Source organism: Sphingomonas sp. UNC305MFCol5.2, from assembly GCF_000712135.1.
GTDB lineage: Bacteria > Pseudomonadota > Alphaproteobacteria > Sphingomonadales > Sphingomonadaceae > Sphingomonas.
This window is the reverse complement of the sequence record NZ_JOOE01000005.1, coordinates 65,002-82,226: the sequence shown is the minus strand read 5'-3', so window position 1 is coordinate 82,226 and position 17,225 is coordinate 65,002. Positions and strand designations below refer to the sequence as shown.

Sequence of the window (17,225 nt, the reverse complement as noted above, 5' to 3'; positions counted from 1 at the left end):
GGCTTTGGGGACGGCAGATGCAGGCATGCGGCAAGTTCGTACTGGCGATGATGGGCGCCGTGACACTGTTCGTCGCGCTGGCCGAACCCGCCGAGGCGCGGCGGCGCATCCGTTTCGGTAGCTTTGGCGGCTTCGGCGGGAGCAGCGGCTATGCCGAGAAGATCGACAAGGTCTATGACCTGCCCGACACCGGCACCTATTTCCACGACGGCAAATATTACGACCTCGGCGCTTTCTATCAGGTGCGCGACGGCGCCGAGATCTATCCCGCCGAGCCGAGCTTCGTGCTCTACAATGGCGATCGCTATGTGAAGCTGGGCGGCGCTGAGCTCACGATGCTTACCGTCGAGCTCGGGATGGATCCCACGGCGACGTATCGCGCCGACTATTCTGCGAAGATCGCGGTGCGGCCAAAAAGCGCCAACGAGATCGAGCGGCTCCCCGGCGAAACGAACGAACAGCTCCGGGCGCGTGTTCGCGGCATGGCGCATGCGCGGGGCAAGAGCGGGGATCCGGCAACCGGCACCGCAGCGAAGGTAGGCGCCGGCTGGACTTTCGCCTTCTTCCTGCCGGCGCTGCTGATCGGCGGGATATTCGTGTTCGGGCTGCGGAAGTTCCTCCGCCGACGCGTCGCCGATGTGCTCGCCGCGGAGCCCGAGACGAGCGCTTCGGACGTCAATACCGCCACCTTCGACCAGCGCATCGCGGCGCGGCTGCGCGAACTCAATGGCGGGCAGGGCGAAGCGATGGGCGCACCGGCGGCGCCGGCCCCGCGCACCTTCGGCCGCAAGCTCGCCTAGGCGGTCTTGCTCACCACGCTCTCGGGCAGGTCCTTGCCGAACACGCGCTGATAATATTCGGCGACCTGCGCGCGCTCCGCCTCATCGCATTTGTTGAGGAACGACAGGCGAAAGGCGAAGCCGACATCGCCGAAGATCAGTGCGTTCTGTGCCCAGGTGATCACCGTGCGCGGGCTCATCACGGTCGAGATGTCGCCGTTGACGAAGCCTTTCCGTGTCAGATCGGCGACGCGAACCATGTTCTCGACGACTTCCTTGCCGCCCGGCTTGTCGTATTCGCCCGACTTGGCGAGCACGATCTGCGCTTCGACTGCGGCGGGGAGATAGTTGAGCGTCACCACCACGTTCCAGCGGTCCATCTGGCCCTGGTTGATCTGCTGGGTGCCGTGATAGAGCCCGCTGGTGTCGCCGAGACCGACGGTGTTGGCGGTGGCGAACAGGCGGAACCACGGGTTCGGGCGAATCACGCGATTCTGGTCGAGCAGCGTGAGCTTGCCCTCGGTCTCGAGCACGCGTTGGATCACGAACATCACGTCCGGGCGGCCGGCGTCATACTCGTCGAACACGAGTGCGGTCGGGGTCTGGATCGCCCAGGGGAGCAGGCCCTCGCGGAACTCGGTGACCTGCTGGCCGTCCTTGAGCACGATCGCGTCGCGGCCGATCAGGTCGATACGGCTGATATGCGCGTCGAGATTGATGCGGATGCACGGCCAGTTGAGGCGGGCGGCGACCTGCTCGATATGCGTCGACTTGCCGGTGCCGTGATAACCCTGGATCATCACGCGGCGATTGTGCGCGAATCCGGCGAGCACCGCGAGCGTGGTGTCCGCGTCGAACACGTAAGCGGGGTCGAGATCGGGGACGCGCTCGTCGGCCTCGCTGAACGCCGGGCATTCCATGTCCGAATCGATTCCGAACAGGTCACGCACCTTCACCATCTTGTCGGGCGCATCGAGGATCGTCGTCTCGCGACTGTCGGGCTGGGTGTTGGGGATGTCGGCCATCATCGCTTCCTGCAAGAACGCCTTGCGAGTTAGTGGGCAGTTTGCCGCACCGCAACGTCAAAGCGCAGGGGGCCTCCGCCTATCAGTCGTTGGAGAAGACGGGAAGGCCAAACAGATCGATGAAGCGTTGCCCGAGCACAATATCGCCCGTCACGGTCACGCGGCCCTCGCGCATCGACTCGGTCAGCGGATCGCGGCCGTAAAAGGTCGCCGCGAGATTCGTGGGTTCGCCGGCGAAGATCACTTCGGCGCCCTCGGGCGCGCGCCGCTCGATCTCGAGCATCCCGTTTACGATTTGCGCGCGGAATGGTTCGCCGCCGACACGGAAGCCTAGATCGGGCGCGAAGTCGGGATCGGCCCTGTGGTCCATCATCGTGCGCAGCGAGAGCATGAAGGCGGTGTTGCTCAGTGGCAGCGTCACGTCGTGCGCGGGCGATCCCGCCGCCCAGCGGCTGAGTGCGAAGATCGGATCCTCGAGCGCGCGGCCCCATTTGGTGAGCTCATAGACCTGCGCATTGGCGGGGGAGGGCAAAGCGCGGCGGCGCAATATGCCGGCCTTTTCCAGCCCCGCGAGCCGCTGGGTCAGGATGTTGGCGCTCAGTCCGTCCAGCGCCCCGCGAATCTCGCCGAAGCGCCTTGGGCCCAGCAGCAGTTCGCGCACGATCAGCAACGCCCAGCGCTCGCCGATCAAATCCATCGCCAGCGCCGTTCCGCAGGCATCGCGATACCAGCGCCGCATCTGGCCGAGATCAGGGTTAGTTATTTTTTGTGACTCCATGGTTGCTTTTTATAACTGAGTCGCGCATCAAGATCAAGGAAGCGATTCGCGACACTCTAAAAGCGGAGGTTTGCATGACGGTCGAAACGATCCTGCCCCCGGCTGCGGTATTGGCGGCGCGCTGCAAGGCGCGCTGGCCCGGCGAAAGCGACGAATATCGTGCCGCGCGCACGGCGCTGCTGGCCGAGGAGATCGCGTTGCGCCGGCATATCGAGCAGGTCGCCGAGCAGCGCCGCGCGCTCCCGGCCGGCCCGGAGGTCACGCGCGAATACAGCTTCGAAGGCCCCGAGGGCCCCGTGACCCTGGCCGAGCTGTTCGGCGACAAGGACACACTCGTCATCTATACATGGATGTTCGGGCCCCAGCGGGAACGGCCGTGCCCGATGTGCACGTCGTTGCTCTCGGCATGGGAAGGCGAGGCGCTCGACATCCAGCAGCGCATCGCGCTCGCGGTGACGGCGCGCTCACCGCTCGACAAGCTCTGCGCCTTTGCCGAGGAGCGCGGCTGGCGGCATTTGCCGCTCTATTCGGACGCGGCGCAGACGTTCAGCCGCGATTTTGGCGCGTTGGCCCCCGACGGTGGCGACATTCCGCAGTTCCTCGTCTTTTCTCGCCGCGACGGCACCATCCGGTTATTCTGGGCGGGAGAGATGGACGACAGCACCGCGGACCCCGGGCAGGACCCGCGCGGCGCACCCGATTTGATGCCGCTTTGGACGATTCTCGACTCCACCCCCGAAGGACGCGGTGCAGACTGGTACCCGTCGCTCACCTACCCGACGAACTGAAAAGGAGAAGAACGATGCCGCAGATGATCTTCGTGAACCTGCCCGTGAAGGACGTGGCCAAGTCGACTGCCTTTTACGAGGCGATCGGCTGCACCAAGGATTTGCGCTTCAGCAATGAAGCCGCGAGCGCGATGCAGCTTTCGGACGAGATCGTGTTCATGATCCTGTCGCAGGACTTCTTCAAAACGTTCACGCCGAAGCAGATCGCCGACGCACATGCGACGACCGAAGTGTTGATCGCTATCTCGCGCGACAGCCGCGCGGCGGTCGACGCGATCGTCGAGGCGGCGGCAGCCGCAGGCGGCAAGGCCGATATCCGGGAGAAGCAGGACATGGGCTTCATGTACGGACGCTCCTTCGAGGATCCCGACGGCCACATCTTCGAACCGATGTTCATGGACATGGAAGCCGCAATGGCGGCCTTCCCCGAAGGCCCCGCCCACGAGCCGGCCTGATCGACCGAAACAGGAGAGGTAAAATGGACAAGCTAACCACCTGCATCTGGTATAATTATACCGCCGAGGAAGCCGCGAACTTCTATGTCTCGCTGCTTCCCAACAGCCGCATCACCCGGGTCCAGCGCACGCCCGCCGACACGCCCTCGCAAAAGGAGGGCGAGGTGATCGTCGTCGAGTTCGAATTGCTCGGGCAGAAATTCATCGGCCTCAACGGCGGTTCGAACTTTCCGCAAACCGAGGCAGTGAGCTTCGTGATCCCCACCGACAGCCAGGAAGAGACCGACAAGTTCTGGAACGCGATCGTCGGCAATGGCGGCGCGGAAAGCGCGTGTGGCTGGTGCAAGGACAAATGGGGAGTCAACTGGCAGGTCACGCCCAAAAGGCTGATCGAGCTCGTCTTCGACAATCCCGACCCCGCCGCCGGAAAGCGCGCGATGGATGCGATGATGCAGATGCGCAAGATCGACATCGCTACGATCGAACGCGCCGCGGCAGCGGCCTGAGGAGGGAAACATGACCGGCCAACCAACCATCAGCGCCTTTTGCTGGGTGCCCGATTTCGCCCGCGGCCTCGTCCGCGACCTCCGCGTCCGCTGGGCGCTGGAGGAAGCGGGGAAAGGCTATGCAGTGCGCAAGCTCGATCCCCGGGGCGAACGTCCGGCGGACTATTTCGTCGAACAGCCCTTCGGCCAGGTGCCGAGCTACCGCGACGAACATGTCAGCCTGTTCGAATCGGGTGCGATCGTGCTCCATATCGGCCAGTCGAGCGAGGCGCTGCTGCCGTCCGATCCGGCCGCCCGTGCCCGCGCCACCGCCTGGGTGATCGCGGCGCTCAACAGCATCGAGCCCCATGTCCAGCAGCTGTCCGCGATCGACTTGTTCAGCGCCGGCGAGGACTGGGCTAAAATGCGGCGGCCCGAGGTGGTCAAGATGGTCCAGGGCCGGCTCCAGCGGCTCGCCGATCATCTGGGGAATCGGGAATGGCTCGAGGAGCGCTTCACTGCGGGCGACCTGATGATGGTGACCGTGCTGCGTATCCTGCGCGGCACCGGGCTGGTCGAGCAATTCCCGACGCTCGCCGCTTATCAGGCGCGCGGCGAGGCGCGCCCAGCCTTCCAGCGCGCATTGGCGGCGCAGTTCGCCGATTTCGAAGAACCGGAGCCTGTGGCCGCCTGAGCGCCACGCACAAAAGAGGAGAGAGACGATGTCCTATCTAGACGGATTTGTCCTGCCCGTACCCGAAGGCAAGAAGGAAGCATATCGTGCGATGGCGGCCAAGGCCTCGAAGGTCTTTCAGGAATACGGCGCCACCCGCGTGATGGAAGCCTGGGGCAACGATCTGCCGCGCGGGACGACCACCGACTTCTACATGGCCGTGAAGGCCGAAGAGGGCGAGAATGTCGTCTTCTCGTGGATCATCTGGCCTTCGAAAGAGGCGCGTGACGCCGGCTGGGAAAAGGTGATGGCCGACGAGCGGATGAAGCCGGACATGGAGAGCATGCCCTTCGACGGCAAGCGCATGTTCTGGGGCGGATTCGAGCCGATCGTCGACGAAGGCCAGGACTGAGCAATCGACGCACCCGAAGGAGATTCATCATGAGCAATCCGCATGGAACGCCGATCTGGTATGAGCTGATCACCGGCGATCCCGACGCCGCGGGCGCCTTCTACCAGAAGGTGATCGGCTGGCAGGACGGCGGCTGCCCTGGCGGCACTGCCGAGGGAACCGGTGACTATCACGTCTATCTCGCGCCCGACGGGCAGGGCGTCGCCGGCATGATGAAGACTCCTGCGGGCGCGCCGCCGGAGCCGCGCTGGTTCAGCTATATCGGCGTGGACGATGTCGATGCCGCTGCCGAAAAGGTCGCTGCGGCGGGCGGCAGCATCCACATGCCGCCCACCACCCTGGAGGGCGTGGGCCGGATGGCGATGGTCGCCGATCCGCAAGGTGTAGTCTTTTATGTGATGAGGGGTTCGAGCCCCGAGGGTAGCACGTCCTTCAAGCGCATGGCGCCCGGGCACGGCGAATGGAACGAGCTCCAGACGAGCGACGATCAGGCTGCGCTCGCTTTCTACGGCGACCAGTTCGGCTGGACGAAGGACGGCGTGATGCCAATGGGCGAGATGGGCGATTACAGCTTCCTCAGCCATGACGGCGGCGTGATCGGCGGGGTGATGAAGGCGCCTCCGGGCGAGACGCCGGGCTGGAACTATTTCTTCCGCGTCGGCGACATCGACGAAGCGAAGCAGCGCATCGAGGACGCCGGCGGCAGCATCGTCCAGGAGCCGATGGAAGTGCCCGGCGGTGACTTCGTGATCTACGCGAAAGATCCGCAGGGCGCGAAATTCGGCGTGGTGGGTTCGCGCTGATGCTCGAACTCTACGCGCATCCCTTCTCGTCTTATTGCTGGAAAGTGCTGATCCCGCTCTACGAGAACGATACGCCGTTCGCGTATCGGATGATCGAGGATCCGGCGAACGCGGCCGAACTTGCCCGGCTGTGGCCGCCGGGCAAGTTTCCGCTGCTCGTCGACGCTGGCCGTCCGGTGATGGAATCGAGCGTTATCATCGAGCACCTCCAGCGTTTCCATCCCGGCGCGGTCGCCTTCCTTCCCGAGGGCGACGCGGCGCTCGAAGCGCGAATGCTCGATCGCATCTTCGACAATCACGTGATGAACCAGATGAATCGGGTAGTGGCGGACGCATTGCGCGGCCCGGAGCGGCACGACCCGATCGAGGTCGAGCAGGCAAAGGCGGCGTTGCAGAAGATCTACGCCTGGCTGGAGACGTGGCTCGAGGGCCGCGAATGGGCGGCGGCGGACGTCTTTTCGCTCGCCGACTGCGCCGCCGCGCCGGCGCTGTTCTACGCCGACTGGGTCGATCCGATCCCCGAGGCGCTGGTCAATTTGCGCGCCTATCGCGCCCGATTGCTCGCCCGGCCCTCGGTCGTGCGCGCGGTCGACGAGGCTCGCCCCTATCGCGCCTATTTCCCGTTGGGCGCGCCCGATAGAGACTGAGGAGAGAGACATGCCCGCCAACGACGAAACCCGCGAGCTTTCGGTCGAGAAGCTCATCGACGCGCCGATCGACGCAGTGTGGAAGGCCTGGACCGACCATCTCGAGGAATGGTGGTGTCCGAAGCCCTGGACCACCGAGTTGATCGAGCAGGACCTCCGCCCCGGCGGCCGTACCGCGATGATCATGCGTGGTCCCGATGGCGAGGAGAATGTGATCGAGGGCGTGATCCTCGAGGCCATTCCGGGCCGCAGGATCGTCTCCACCGATGCCTTCAAGCAGGGCTGGGTGCCGAGCGGTCCGTTCATGGTCGGGACCTGGGAGTTCACCCCCGAGGGCGACAAGACCCGCTACCGCGGCAGTGCGCGCCACTGGTCCGACGAGACCTATGAGCAGCACAAATTGATGGGCTTCGAACAGGGCTGGGGTGTCGTGGCCGATCAGCTCGAGGTGGTGGCGAAGCGGATCGCGGAGACCGTCGATGCGTAAGCTGATCGGCGGCGTGTTCCAGTCTCTCGACGGCGTGATGCAGGCGCCGGGCGGACCGACCGAGGACTGGACGGGCGGCTTCGCGCTCGGCGGCTGGTCCGCGACCTACTGGGACGAGGCGATGGGCAATGCGATGGGCGCAATGTTCGGCGGCCCGTTCGACTTGCTGCTCGGGCGCAAGACCTATGAGATCTTCGCCGCGCATTGGCCCTATGTCGGCCCCGACGATCCGATCGGGCCGGCGTTCGACAAGGCCAACAAATATGTCCTGACTCGCGGCACCGAGCCGCTCGAGTGGCAGAACAGCCATCATGTCGGCAGCATCGACTCGGTTGCCGGCATCAAGGCGGGCGAAGGACCGGACATCCTGATCCAGGGCAGCAGCACGCTCTATCCGGGGCTGTTCGAGGCGGGCCTTGTCGACCGGCTGTTCGTGATGACGTTTCCGGTGGTGCTGGGCAGCGGCAAGCGGCTGTTCGGGGACGGCACGCCGCCCTTCGCGCTCAAGCTGGTCGAGCACCAGACGAGCACCACCGGCGTGGCGATGGCGACGTACGAGCCGGCGGGCGAGGTGCCGATCGGCAGCTTCCAGATGTCCGAACCGAGCGCGCGCGAACAGGCCCGGCAGGAACGGATGAAGCGCGAGGGCTAGGCGAAGGCCGGCGCGCTCCTGAGGTGCTGATAGGCGGCGATGACGTCCTGCAGCTGCGCCTCATGGCCGCGGTCGCCCCCGTTGCGATCGGGGTGGAAGCGCCGCACCAGCTCCGAATAGCGTTTCCTGAGCGCCATCCGGTCGGCGTCGATCTCCAGCGCGAGGGTGCGCATCGCCTCGCGGTCCTTGCCCGATAGCGGCTTGCCGTCCTTGCGTTCGGCGCGGTCCTTCATCCGTTCGCGGAAGCGCGCGCCGATCGCGTCCAGCGGATCGGAGAAATCGGCCCAGCGCGGCGGACGATCGGCACCGCCGGTGGCGTTGAAGGCACGCGTCTCGCGCTCCCAGCCGGCAAAGGGGCGTTGCGCGTCGTGGATCTCGTCGGGGCTCATCCCCTTGAAGAAGTTGTAGCCCGAATTGAACGCACGGACATGCTCGAGGCACAGCCAGCGGAACGGCGGCGGGCCGTCGCCCGCACGGCCGGTGCCTTCGAGCGGGGGCGCGCGGAATTCGCCCGGCTCTGCACAGCCCGGCTCGGCGCACAGCCGCCCCTGCGCCTCCACGCGACCGTGGAAACGGGCATTGGGTCGATCCTTTTTCGGCTGTGCGTCAGCCACGCTACCTCCCTCGAACAAACGGACTATATAGGCGCGATGACCGACCCTGCCAGCGGCGGACTCGCCGACATCATCGCATCTCGTCTCACGGCCGCGCTCGCCCCGACGCAGCTCGACGTGATCAACGACAGCCACCATCACGCCGGCCATCTCGGCGACGACGGCACCGGCGAATCGCACTGGACGGTGGTGGTGGAGAGCGGGGCCTTTACCGGGCTTTCGCGCGTTCAGCGGCAGCGATTGATCAACAACGCGCTCGCCGATCTGCTCGCTGGCCGCATCCACGCGCTTGCAATCAGGGCCCGCGCACCGGGAGAATGAGCATGACGACGTACAAGCTCTGGTACTGGGCCGAGATCCAGGGGCGGGGCGAGTTCGTCAGGCTGGCGATGGAAGCGGGCGACATCGCTTATGTCGACATGGCCCGCGAGCGGGGTTCGGATGCGCTGATCGCCGACATGGAGGCGCGGGAGCACCGCCCGCCCTTCGCGCCGCCCTATCTCGATACCGGCACGCAGGTGATCGCGCAGGTCGCCAACATCCTGCTCTATCTTGGCGAGCGGCACCGCATCGCGCCTTCGGATGAGGCCGGGCGGCGCTGGCTCCACGAAGTGCAGCTCACCATCACCGATTTCATCGCCGAAGTGCACCAGGTGCACCACCCGGTCGGTACCGGGCTCTATTACGAGGACCAGAGGCCAGAGGCCGCCCGCTTTGCCGAGGAGTTTCGCGAGAAGCGCATGCCCAAGTTCCTCGGCTGGTTCGAACGCTCGGTCGAGGGCGAATGGCTGACCGGGAACCGCTGGAGCTACGGCGACACTTCGATCTTCCAGCTGATCGAGGGGCTGCACTACATGTTCCCGAAGCGGATGAAGGCGATCGAAGGCGCGTATCCCAAGCTCATCGCGATCCGCGACCGCGTCGCGCAACTCCCCGGCATCCACGATTATTGCGCCAGCGACCGGCGGATCGGCTTCAACACCGACGGCATCTTCCGCCACTATCCCGAGCTCGATGCCGCCTGATCGGAAAGTCACCCTTTCCAAACTGTGGCTGTCCCGACCCATGCCGACCGGCTATTTCGAGGCCCGAACGGAGGGCAGCATGACCGAAGACCTCATCATCCAGACGATCGAGCCCACCACCCATGACCTGGGGGGCTTCAAGGTACACCGCACCTTGCCCTCGCGGCCGCGGACGATGGTCGGGCCCTTCATCTTCTTCGACCAGATGGGCCCGGCGCAGCTCGAGGTCGGCACCGGCATCGACGTGCGCCCGCATCCGCACATCAATCTCGCCACGGTGACCTATCTCTATGCGGGTGCGATCGATCATCGCGATTCGCTGGGCACCTTCGCGACAATCGAGCCCGGGGCGGTGAACCTCATGACTGCCGGCCGCGGCATCGTCCATTCGGAGCGCTCGCCCTCGGCCGAACGCGCGATCGGCCCCGAACTTTCGGGCATCCAGACCTGGCTCGCTTTGCCCGAGCGCGACGAGGAGCGCGATCCCGGCTTCGAGCATGTCGCCGCGGCGGACTTGCCGGTGGTGCAATCCGGCGGCGCCACTGCCCGGATCATCATGGGCGAGCTCTGGGGCACCGCCGCACCGACCACCACTTATGCCGGGACGATCTATGCCGATATCGCCCTCGAGCCGGGCGGCAGCATCCCGATCGATGCCGGTGCCGACGAGCGGGCCGTCTATGTGTCGATGGGCGAGGCGAGCCTCGACGGCATGCAGCTGGCACCGATGACGCTCTATGTACTGCGCCCCGGCATCGCCGCGACCTTGCGCTCGGCGCAGGGCGCACGGGTGATGCTGTGCGGTGGCGAGGCATTCAAGACGCCGCGCCACGTCTGGTGGAACTTCGTCTCGTCGAGCCGCGACCGGATCAACCAAGCCAAAGAAGACTGGCAGGCCGGCAACTTCCCCAAGGTCCCCGGCGACGACAAGGAATGGATCCCGATCCCCGAAGTGCCGAAGACGGTGAGCTATCCCTAGGACCAGGCTCAGCGTCTGCCGGCGCAAGGCGCGCTATGCCTCGGGGGCCGATGCGCTCGCGGCGATCCGGCATTCGGGGCTGGAGCTTCGCCTCTATCGCTGCGACCGGTGCGCCCAGTTTCATCTGACCAGCCGCACCAAGGGCAAGCGGCGGCCGTAGGCGCTCCCCTTCCGCTTGCGGGAGGGGCCGGGGGAGGGCATGAGCCTTTCACGAAGCCGTCGGTGGGAGGCCAGCCCCTCCCCTAACCCCTCCCGCAAGCGGAAGGGGAACAAGAGGGAGGGAATATGGCGGAACTCCAGCGGATCGCACTTCCCACCGGGGTCGAGCTCGACGTCGCCATCGCCGGCGATCCCGCCAATCCGCCGATCTTCCTGCTGCACGGCTTTCCGGAATCGCACCGGACGTGGCGGCACCAGATCCCGGAACTCGCGAAGGACCATTATGTCGTCGCGCCCGACCAGCGGGGATTCGCGCGCTCATCCAAGCCCGAGGGCGTCGCGAACTATACGCCCGACAAGCCCATAGGCGACTTGCTCGCGCTCGCCGATCATCTCGGCGTCGATCGCTTCACTCTGGTCGGGCATGACTGGGGCGGGGCGATCGCGTGGATGGCGGCGTTGCAGAGTGGTCGGCCGGCCGTGCCCCCGGCACGTCCTGGGCAGCGCGAGGCGCTGCCCACCGACCACTCGCAGCGGATCGCGCGGCTGATCATCGTCAACGCGCCGCATCCCAAGGTCTTTCAGAAATCGCTGTTCGATGACCCCCAGCAGCGCGAGGCGAGCCAATATATCACGCGGTTCCGCGACACGCGGATCGACCAGGGACTGATCGGCGCGGGGCTCGAACGCTTCTTCGCCTCGACCTTCGCGCAGCACGTCGTCGGCGGGATCGCGGGGGACGACAAGGCCGCGTATATGGACGAATGGGGCCAGCCCGGCGCGATGACCGCGATGCTCAACTGGTACCGCGCCTCCGCGATCATCGTGCCCGCGCCCGACGAGGACGCCGAACGCCCGGCCTGGCTCGACGCGCCGTTCCCGCCGATCACCCAGCCGACCTTGGTGATCTGGGGCATGAAAGATTTCGCATTGCTGCCGGCTCAACTGGAGCTGGACGAATTCGTGCCCGACCTGACGATCGTGCCCGTCGAGGATGGCGGCCATTTCGTGCCGTGGGAAAAGCCCGAGGCGGTGACTACGGCGATGCGGGAATGGTTGCTGAAGCGGGGCGGCTAGCGAAGTTTGCGAACGTTACGCAAAGAGGCCAGCGATGGCAGCGCTAAATTGACACTAAATTGACTCTCTTCACGGAAACACGCGCAATCTCGCAACTTTATTACGCGCTGGATTTGGACGATTCAAAGAGCGGCCGGGGATTTTCCGGCGTGGCAATCAAACAGGCGAAATCCTACATTGCAAGCTGCTCGTAGTTATCGCTTGCTGCGCATTCCTGGCGTCTTCTTGACCGAGGCGTCGGCAAGCAGCCGACGATAGCTGTCACTCCGGGGATCAACCAGTGCGATGCGGCCCTCGGCGTCGTGGTGGATGCCCCAGCCGAACTGCTTGACCAGCGGGGAAGCGCGCAGGCACGCCTGGGGCGTCGCGAAGAAGTCCTCGCGGCTTTTCTCGCCGCCGCGCGCGCGATGCGCTTCGTACAGCAGGTCGTCGCTCGTCATCGCATAGGGCGCGGCGAGCAGCGCATGCTGGACCGCGGCGATCGTGCCGGGCTTTTCGGGGGTCGTTCCGCCGGCCACCGGACAATCGGCGGAGACCGTGATCAGCGTGTCGCCGTAATTGGTCGTGTACATCTCAATATGCCCGCATGACATAGGGCCGGGTTTCGTATGGCGGCTCGAGCGCCTCGACCCAGGCGCCGTGCGCGTGGGTGAGGGCGACCAGCTCCATCGGCGTGTCTCCGGGCCAGCCGCGGACGCGGACCTCGTGGCGGTGGAGATCGCGGTTGGGCTCCATCATCACCCAGCCGAGCGGGCGTTCGGGGGTGGCGCGTTCGCCGGCTGCCTGCATCGCATCGGCGATGCGCTGCTGGGTGGCGTCGGGAAGATACTGCCAGACGACCGAATGCATCAGGACACGCATCACGCCCTCGGGCTGCGGCTCGGCGAGGCGGGCCTCGACCCAGTCGGCGGCGTCGCCTTGTTCGAGGTTCACACCCTCGGCGCGGACCATCGCGATGGTCTTTTCCAGCCGTGCCTGCCGCTCGACATTCTCGACCCAGCAATAGGCCTGCAGCCGCTCGGCATCGCGCTCGCCCGAGAGATCGAGCGGCTGGATGTCGACGCCGCGCGCGGAGACGATCTCGACTGGGGCATCCGGGGGCGGCGGGCCGCGCCACGCGGGCGCGATCTCGACCGGGGAATCCGCCGGGCCGGCGCGGACGCCGCCCAGATCGAAGCGATAGCGGCCGATCAGCAGATTGAGGCCGGCGCTCGATCCGATTTCCAGTACTTCGAACTTCGGGCCGTAGCGCGCCGCGAGATGGAGGATGCCGGTCATCAGCCCCGCCGAGCGTCCGGCCTCGTTGGTCTGGGGCGGGCCGTCGAGCCATGGCAGCAGTTCGGCGTCGTGCTCCAGGAATACGTCACGGAGAATCGCGGCGACCTCGGCCTCGTCGGTCACGGCTCCGCTGAACACCGGTGCGATCCCGGGTACGCCGCGGCGATGGAGCGCATGGAGTCCGCCGATCAGCCGGAGGACCAGTGCGTCGGCCACCGGCTCACCCGGCCAGTCGAGCACGCGGCGCCCCGTTTCGCTGTCGCGGGTGAGGCTGTGGCCGAGCACGGTCGAGACGCGGGCAGTGATCGGTGCGGCCATAGCGGTGCAATAGCCCGCCTGGATGGCGAAACTCTCGCGATTGGTCTGTTCGTCGGCCACTGCCTGCCCTTTCATCCGTTCGCTTCGAGCGCAGTCGAGAAGCGGTCTCCAGGTTCACGTATCTCGACTTCGCTCGATACGAACGGGAAGAGAGCCGACGACCGATATGCGCCGTGAACGCGCGCGTGTTGCGCCCGGGGCACCCCCCAAGTAAAGCCCCCGGCATTCATGCAAGAACCGCTCATCCTTGCCGTGCCCAAGGGCCGGATCCTCGACGAGGCGCTGCCGCTGCTCGCGGCCGTCGGCATCGTGCCCGAACCCGCCTTTTCCGATCCGGACAGCCGGGCGCTCCGCTTCCGGACGAACAGCTCCGCGATCGACCTGATCCGGGTGCGCGCGTTCGATGTCGCCACCTTCGTGGCGCACGGTGCCGCGCAGCTGGGGATCGTCGGATCGGACGTGCTCGCCGAGTTCGATTATTCGGAGCTCTATGCGCCGGTCGACCTCGGCATCGGCCATTGCCGCATCTCGGTCGCCGAGCCCGCCGACATGGCCAGGAAGGACGATCCGCGCGGCTGGAGCCATGTCCGGATCGCGACGAAGTATCCGCACATCACCCGCGCGCATTTCGAGGCGCGCGGCGTGCAGGCCGAGTGCGTCAAATTGAACGGGGCGATGGAGCTGGCGCCGGTGCTCGGGCTGGCGCCGCGGATCGTCGATCTCGTCTCGTCGGGCAAGACGCTCAAGGAGAACGGGCTGGTCGAAGTCGAAGTGATCGCACAGGTGACTTCGCGGCTGATCGTCAATCGCGCGGCGTTCAAGATGCGCGCGGGGGAAGTGGTGCCGCTGGTCGATGCGTTCCGGAGGGCGGTGGCGTGAGGGTGGCCGATCTTCTCCCCTCCCTGCAAGGGAGGGGTCGGGGGTGGGTGCCGACGCGTCTGCGTCGGCCGATCCTGCAGCCGGGGGAGGCTCGCTTCGCTCGCACCCACCCCCAGCCCCTCCCTTGCAGGGAGGGGAGCAAGAAATGATCCGCCTGGACGCCAGTTTGCCCGACTTCCCCGCGAAGTTCACTGCGCTCGTCAATGCGCGCCGCGAGGCGGACGAGGATGTCGCGCGCAACGTCACGCACATCATCAAGCGCGTGCGCGACGAAGGCGATGCCGCGGTCAAGGATCTGACCCGGCTGTTCGACAAGCATGACCTCGACCAGACCGGCTGGAAGATCGACCGCGCCGACTGCCTCGCGGCGTGGGAAGGCCTGGCCCCCGCGCTGCGCGACGCGCTCGAGCTCGCGGCCGAGCGGATCGCGATCTATCACGCGAAGCAGAAGCCGCAGGACAGCGACGGGATCGACGATGCCGGCATCCGGCTCGGCGCGCGCTGGCGGGCAGTGGATTCGGCGGGAGTCTATGTGCCCGGTGGCCGCGCGGCCTATCCCAGCTCGGTGCTGATGAACGCGATTCCCGCCAAAGCGGCGGGCGTGCGGCGGCTGGTAATGGTGACGCCGACGCCGAACGGCGAAGTCAATCCGCTGGTGTTGGCCGCGGCGCACATCGCGGGCGTCGACGAATTGTGGCGCGTCGGCGGGGCGCAGGCGGTGGCGGCGCTGGCCTATGGCACCGAGAAGATCGCGCCGGTCGACGTGGTGACCGGCCCGGGCAACGCCTGGGTCGCCGAGGCGAAGCGCCAGCTTTACGGCGTGGTCGGCATCGACATGGTCGCCGGGCCGAGCGAGATCGTCGTCGTCGCCGACGGCAAGAACGATCCCGAATGGATCGCCGCCGACCTGCTCAGCCAGGCCGAGCACGACCCCACCAGCCAGTCGATCCTGTTCACCGACGATGCCGGGTTCGGCGATCAGGTGGCAGCGGCAGTCGATGCGCAGATCGGGACGCTTTCCACTGCCGCGACGGCGCGCGCGAGTTGGGATGCGAACGGGGCGATTATCCTGGTGCCTAGCCTCGTCGAGGCGATTCCACTCTGTGACCGGCTGGCGCCCGAGCATCTCGAATTGGCTTGCGACGAGGCCGAGGCTTTGTTCGACATGGTCCACCATGCCGGATCGGTGTTCCTCGGCCGGCACACGCCCGAAGCGGTGGGCGATTATGTCGCCGGACCCAACCATGTGCTCCCGACCGGGCGGCGCGCGCGCTTTGCTTCGGGGCTGTCGGTGCTGGATTTCATGAAGCGGACCAGCTTCCTGGCCTTGGACGAAGCGGGACTCGCTGCTATCGGGCCGGCCGCGGTTGCGCTTGCCAACGCCGAAGGGCTGCCCGCGCACGCGAAATCGGTCGCGATCCGTTTGAAACCCTGAACCCGTTTTGCCGGCGCTTCGACAAGCCCGCCGCGAACGGTGTAGTGAAGAGAATTATGCCCAGTCCCAAAGCCAAGACCCGTTCCAAGGCGCGCGCCGCCGCGCGGCTCGCCGCCGTGCAGGCGCTGTACCAGCAGGAGATGGAGGGCACGAAGCTCACCGTGCTGCTCACCGAATTCCATCAGCACCGGCTCGGCGCGACGATCGAGGATGTCGAATATGCCGATGCCGACGTCGCGTTCTTCGACGATATCGTGAAGGGCGTGGATGCGCGGCGCGAGGAGATCGACCGGGTGGTGGCGTCGAAGCTGTCCGCGGACTGGTCGCTCGACCGGCTCGACAAGCCGATGCGGCAGATCCTGCGCGCTGGGACCTATGAGCTGATGGCGCGCAACGACGTGCCGGTGGGCGCAGTGATCAGCGAATATCTCGACGTCACCGACGCGTTTTACGACCGGCGCGAAAAGGGGTTCGTCAACGGGATCCTCGACGCCGTCGCGAAGGAAGTGCGGGGTTGAATTTGATCCTCTCCGGCACGGGGAGGATTTGCGCGTGAACGAATTCGACTTCATCGCGGCGCTCCGCAGCCTCCCGCTGCATCCGGGTGCGCAGGATCTGCGTGACGACGCGGCGGTGATCGAGATCGGCGGCGAGGCGCTGGTCGTCACGCATGACGCGATCGCCGAGGGCGTGCATTACCGCGCCGGCACTGACCCGGCCGACATCGCCTGGAAGCTGGTGGCGGTGAACTTGTCCGACCTCGCCGCCAAGGCCGCCGAGCCGATCGGGGTCTTGATCGGGGCGACTTTGATCGCGGGCAGCGAGCGCTTCGTCCGCGGCCTGCGCGAAGTCCTCGAAGCATATGGCGTGAAGCTGCTCGGCGGCGACACCATCGCGCATTCCGGACCTGCGACCTTCGGATGCACCGCGATCGGGCGGGCGACGGTGCGGCCGGTTCCGGCGCGGACCGGGGCTCGGGCAGGGGATGCGCTCTACGTCACCGGCACGATCGGCGCGGCGATGCTCGGGTTCGAGGCCGGCGAAGGCGCGGCCTATCTGCGCCCCAGGCCGCGGCTGGCCGAGGGGTGGGCGCTGGGCGGCCATGTCCATGCGATGATGGACGTGTCGGACGGGCTACTGCTCGATGCGCGGCGGATGGCCGAGGCGAGCGGCTGCACCGCGGCGATCGAACTCGGCGCGGTACCGTTTGCAGAGGGCGTAAGCGACCGACTTGCGGCCGCGCGCTGGGGCGACGATTACGAGCTGCTGTTCGCGGCACCCGAAGGCGCGGCGCTCCCGATCCCCGCGACGCGGGTCGGCGCGATGCTGCAAAAGGGGCGCGAACCCCTTCTTCTCGATGGAAAATCTCCCCCCGGACGGCTCGGATACGAGCACCGCTGAGGCGGGTTGCGCCTGCCACAGGTGCCCGATACCTTCCCGCTTCCCGCAAAGACCGGTGGCAAGACCGGCGGCGGTT

The 17,225-nt window shown here is 66.4% G+C and carries 23 protein-coding genes; 18 read left to right on the top strand and 5 right to left on the bottom strand.

Annotated elements, in window-relative coordinates; genetic code table 11:
• Positions 1 to 17: 17 nt before the first annotated feature.
• The gene (locus tag BR78_RS21115; RefSeq protein ID WP_025587523.1) at positions 18 to 800 is read left to right on the top strand and encodes a hypothetical protein; all 783 of its coding nucleotides are present in this window, start codon (positions 18 to 20) and stop codon (positions 798 to 800) included.
• On the opposite strand, the gene cobS is transcribed toward BR78_RS21115, so the two are convergent.
• Together cobS and BR78_RS0119730 are read right to left on the bottom strand one after the other, a co-directional pair.
• A complete protein-coding gene (gene cobS, locus BR78_RS0119735; RefSeq protein ID WP_029937489.1) occupies positions 797 to 1,804 on the bottom strand; it encodes a cobaltochelatase subunit CobS in 1,008 nt (335 codons plus the stop codon). The two genes, BR78_RS21115 and cobS, sit on opposite strands and share 4 nt — an antisense overlap.
• Positions 1,805 to 1,886: 82 nt before the next feature.
• Complete coding sequence (locus tag BR78_RS0119730) at positions 1,887 to 2,582, bottom strand: winged helix-turn-helix transcriptional regulator (RefSeq protein WP_029937488.1); 696 nt, start codon at positions 2,580 to 2,582, stop codon at positions 1,887 to 1,889.
• Positions 2,583 to 2,656: 74 nt separating this feature from the next.
• Here BR78_RS0119730 and BR78_RS0119725 point away from each other — a divergent pair, with 74 nt between their 5' ends.
• The 9 genes from BR78_RS0119725 to BR78_RS0119685 are packed head-to-tail and all read left to right on the top strand — an operon-like array spanning position 2,657 to position 7,984.
• Positions 2,657 to 3,370 (top strand): DUF899 family protein, encoded by a 714-nt coding sequence (locus BR78_RS0119725; protein WP_029937487.1) that lies wholly within the window; start codon positions 2,657 to 2,659, stop codon positions 3,368 to 3,370.
• A gap of 14 nt (positions 3,371 to 3,384) precedes the next feature.
• Entirely contained in the window at positions 3,385 to 3,825 is a 441-nt protein-coding gene (locus BR78_RS0119720; RefSeq protein WP_029937486.1) for a VOC family protein, read from the top strand.
• A gap of 23 nt (positions 3,826 to 3,848) precedes the next feature.
• Entirely contained in the window at positions 3,849 to 4,331 is a 483-nt protein-coding gene (locus BR78_RS0119715) for a VOC family protein (RefSeq protein ID WP_029937485.1), read from the top strand.
• Between the two features lie 10 nt (positions 4,332 to 4,341).
• Positions 4,342 to 5,004 carry a glutathione S-transferase family protein gene (locus tag BR78_RS0119710; RefSeq protein WP_029937484.1) on the top strand — a complete coding sequence of 221 codons (663 nt, stop codon included), beginning with the start codon at positions 4,342 to 4,344 and terminating at the stop codon, positions 5,002 to 5,004.
• A 28-nt stretch (positions 5,005 to 5,032) separates the two neighbouring features.
• Positions 5,033 to 5,395 (top strand): DUF1428 domain-containing protein, encoded by a 363-nt coding sequence (locus BR78_RS0119705; protein ID WP_029937483.1) that lies wholly within the window; start codon positions 5,033 to 5,035, stop codon positions 5,393 to 5,395.
• A gap of 29 nt (positions 5,396 to 5,424) precedes the next feature.
• Positions 5,425 to 6,198 (top strand): VOC family protein, encoded by a 774-nt coding sequence (locus tag BR78_RS0119700; RefSeq protein WP_029937482.1) that lies wholly within the window; start codon positions 5,425 to 5,427, stop codon positions 6,196 to 6,198.
• Entirely contained in the window at positions 6,198 to 6,845 is a 648-nt protein-coding gene (locus tag BR78_RS0119695; protein ID WP_029937481.1) for a glutathione S-transferase family protein, read from the top strand. Before BR78_RS0119700 ends, BR78_RS0119695 begins: the two co-directional genes overlap by 1 nt.
• A gap of 10 nt (positions 6,846 to 6,855) precedes the next feature.
• Complete coding sequence (locus BR78_RS0119690) at positions 6,856 to 7,332, top strand: SRPBCC family protein (protein WP_029937480.1); 477 nt, start codon at positions 6,856 to 6,858, stop codon at positions 7,330 to 7,332.
• Complete coding sequence (locus BR78_RS0119685) at positions 7,325 to 7,984, top strand: dihydrofolate reductase family protein (RefSeq protein ID WP_029937479.1); 660 nt, start codon at positions 7,325 to 7,327, stop codon at positions 7,982 to 7,984. Before BR78_RS0119690 ends, BR78_RS0119685 begins: the two co-directional genes overlap by 8 nt.
• Here BR78_RS0119685 and BR78_RS0119680 read toward each other — a convergent pair.
• Complete coding sequence (locus BR78_RS0119680) at positions 7,981 to 8,598, bottom strand: J domain-containing protein (RefSeq protein ID WP_037567237.1); 618 nt, start codon at positions 8,596 to 8,598, stop codon at positions 7,981 to 7,983. The two genes, BR78_RS0119685 and BR78_RS0119680, sit on opposite strands and share 4 nt — an antisense overlap.
• 36 nt (positions 8,599 to 8,634) lie before the next feature.
• Between BR78_RS0119680 and BR78_RS0119675 the strand changes: the two genes are divergently transcribed.
• The 4 genes from BR78_RS0119675 to BR78_RS0119655 all read left to right on the top strand — a co-directional run bounded on the left by BR78_RS0119675 (position 8,635) and on the right by BR78_RS0119655 (position 11,838).
• Entirely contained in the window at positions 8,635 to 8,919 is a 285-nt protein-coding gene (locus tag BR78_RS0119675; protein ID WP_029937477.1) for a BolA family protein, read from the top strand.
• Positions 8,916 to 9,623: a glutathione S-transferase gene (locus BR78_RS0119670; protein WP_081855870.1), complete on the top strand. Its 708-nt coding sequence runs from the start codon at positions 8,916 to 8,918 to the stop codon at positions 9,621 to 9,623. Before BR78_RS0119675 ends, BR78_RS0119670 begins: the two co-directional genes overlap by 4 nt.
• A gap of 79 nt (positions 9,624 to 9,702) precedes the next feature.
• Positions 9,703 to 10,602, top strand: coding sequence for a pirin family protein (locus tag BR78_RS0119665; RefSeq protein WP_029937475.1), 900 nt, complete (start codon positions 9,703 to 9,705; stop codon positions 10,600 to 10,602).
• Between the two features lie 285 nt (positions 10,603 to 10,887).
• Positions 10,888 to 11,838 (top strand): alpha/beta fold hydrolase, encoded by a 951-nt coding sequence (locus BR78_RS0119655; RefSeq protein WP_029937474.1) that lies wholly within the window; start codon positions 10,888 to 10,890, stop codon positions 11,836 to 11,838.
• A 194-nt stretch (positions 11,839 to 12,032) separates the two neighbouring features.
• Here the strand turns inward: BR78_RS0119655 and BR78_RS0119650 are convergent, their stop codons facing one another.
• Both BR78_RS0119650 and BR78_RS0119645 read right to left on the bottom strand, forming a co-directional pair.
• Entirely contained in the window at positions 12,033 to 12,410 is a 378-nt protein-coding gene (locus BR78_RS0119650) for a DUF6157 family protein (RefSeq protein WP_029937473.1), read from the bottom strand.
• Position 12,411: 1 nt separating this feature from the next.
• Positions 12,412 to 13,509, bottom strand: coding sequence for a DUF2332 domain-containing protein (locus BR78_RS0119645; protein WP_443027690.1), 1,098 nt, complete (start codon positions 13,507 to 13,509; stop codon positions 12,412 to 12,414).
• A 153-nt stretch (positions 13,510 to 13,662) separates the two neighbouring features.
• On the opposite strand from BR78_RS0119645, the gene hisG reads away from it, so the two are divergent.
• The 4 genes from hisG to thiL all read left to right on the top strand — a co-directional run bounded on the left by hisG (position 13,663) and on the right by thiL (position 17,149).
• Positions 13,663 to 14,313: an ATP phosphoribosyltransferase gene (hisG, locus tag BR78_RS0119640; RefSeq protein ID WP_029937471.1), complete on the top strand. Its 651-nt coding sequence runs from the start codon at positions 13,663 to 13,665 to the stop codon at positions 14,311 to 14,313.
• Positions 14,314 to 14,458: 145 nt separating this feature from the next.
• Positions 14,459 to 15,748, top strand: a complete 1,290-nt coding sequence (gene hisD / locus BR78_RS0119635) for a histidinol dehydrogenase (protein ID WP_029937470.1) — start codon at positions 14,459 to 14,461, stop codon at positions 15,746 to 15,748.
• Positions 15,749 to 15,804: 56 nt separating this feature from the next.
• Positions 15,805 to 16,266, top strand: a complete 462-nt coding sequence (gene nusB / locus BR78_RS0119630; RefSeq protein ID WP_029937469.1) for a transcription antitermination factor NusB — start codon at positions 15,805 to 15,807, stop codon at positions 16,264 to 16,266.
• Positions 16,267 to 16,300: 34 nt separating this feature from the next.
• Positions 16,301 to 17,149, top strand: coding sequence for a thiamine-phosphate kinase (gene thiL / locus BR78_RS0119625; RefSeq protein ID WP_029937468.1), 849 nt, complete (start codon positions 16,301 to 16,303; stop codon positions 17,147 to 17,149).
• The last annotated feature ends 76 nt before the right edge of the window (positions 17,150 to 17,225 follow it).

Coding starts and splice junctions, on each gene's coding strand:
- BR78_RS0119725 (WP_029937487.1), top strand. CDS start 2,657: ATGACGGTCGAAACGATCCTGCCCCCGGCTGCGGTATTGGCGGCGCGC.
- nusB (WP_029937469.1), top strand. CDS start 15,805: ATGCCCAGTCCCAAAGCCAAGACCCGTTCCAAGGCGCGCGCCGCCGCG.
- cobS (WP_029937489.1), bottom strand. CDS start 1,804: ATGGCCGACATCCCCAACACCCAGCCCGACAGTCGCGAGACGACGATC.
- BR78_RS0119650 (WP_029937473.1), bottom strand. CDS start 12,410: ATGTACACGACCAATTACGGCGACACGCTGATCACGGTCTCCGCCGAT.
- BR78_RS0119730 (WP_029937488.1), bottom strand. CDS start 2,582: ATGGAGTCACAAAAAATAACTAACCCTGATCTCGGCCAGATGCGGCGC.
- BR78_RS0119705 (WP_029937483.1), top strand. CDS start 5,033: ATGTCCTATCTAGACGGATTTGTCCTGCCCGTACCCGAAGGCAAGAAG.
- BR78_RS0119675 (WP_029937477.1), top strand. CDS start 8,635: ATGACCGACCCTGCCAGCGGCGGACTCGCCGACATCATCGCATCTCGT.
- BR78_RS21115 (WP_025587523.1), top strand. CDS start 18: ATGCAGGCATGCGGCAAGTTCGTACTGGCGATGATGGGCGCCGTGACA.
- hisD (WP_029937470.1), top strand. CDS start 14,459: ATGATCCGCCTGGACGCCAGTTTGCCCGACTTCCCCGCGAAGTTCACT.
- hisG (WP_029937471.1), top strand. CDS start 13,663: ATGCAAGAACCGCTCATCCTTGCCGTGCCCAAGGGCCGGATCCTCGAC.
- BR78_RS0119655 (WP_029937474.1), top strand. CDS start 10,888: ATGGCGGAACTCCAGCGGATCGCACTTCCCACCGGGGTCGAGCTCGAC.
- BR78_RS0119665 (WP_029937475.1), top strand. CDS start 9,703: ATGACCGAAGACCTCATCATCCAGACGATCGAGCCCACCACCCATGAC.
- BR78_RS0119695 (WP_029937481.1), top strand. CDS start 6,198: ATGCTCGAACTCTACGCGCATCCCTTCTCGTCTTATTGCTGGAAAGTG.
- BR78_RS0119720 (WP_029937486.1), top strand. CDS start 3,385: ATGCCGCAGATGATCTTCGTGAACCTGCCCGTGAAGGACGTGGCCAAG.
- BR78_RS0119690 (WP_029937480.1), top strand. CDS start 6,856: ATGCCCGCCAACGACGAAACCCGCGAGCTTTCGGTCGAGAAGCTCATC.
- BR78_RS0119685 (WP_029937479.1), top strand. CDS start 7,325: ATGCGTAAGCTGATCGGCGGCGTGTTCCAGTCTCTCGACGGCGTGATG.
- BR78_RS0119670 (WP_081855870.1), top strand. CDS start 8,916: ATGAGCATGACGACGTACAAGCTCTGGTACTGGGCCGAGATCCAGGGG.
- BR78_RS0119700 (WP_029937482.1), top strand. CDS start 5,425: ATGAGCAATCCGCATGGAACGCCGATCTGGTATGAGCTGATCACCGGC.
- BR78_RS0119645 (WP_443027690.1), bottom strand. CDS start 13,509: ATGAAAGGGCAGGCAGTGGCCGACGAACAGACCAATCGCGAGAGTTTC.
- BR78_RS0119715 (WP_029937485.1), top strand. CDS start 3,849: ATGGACAAGCTAACCACCTGCATCTGGTATAATTATACCGCCGAGGAA.
- BR78_RS0119710 (WP_029937484.1), top strand. CDS start 4,342: ATGACCGGCCAACCAACCATCAGCGCCTTTTGCTGGGTGCCCGATTTC.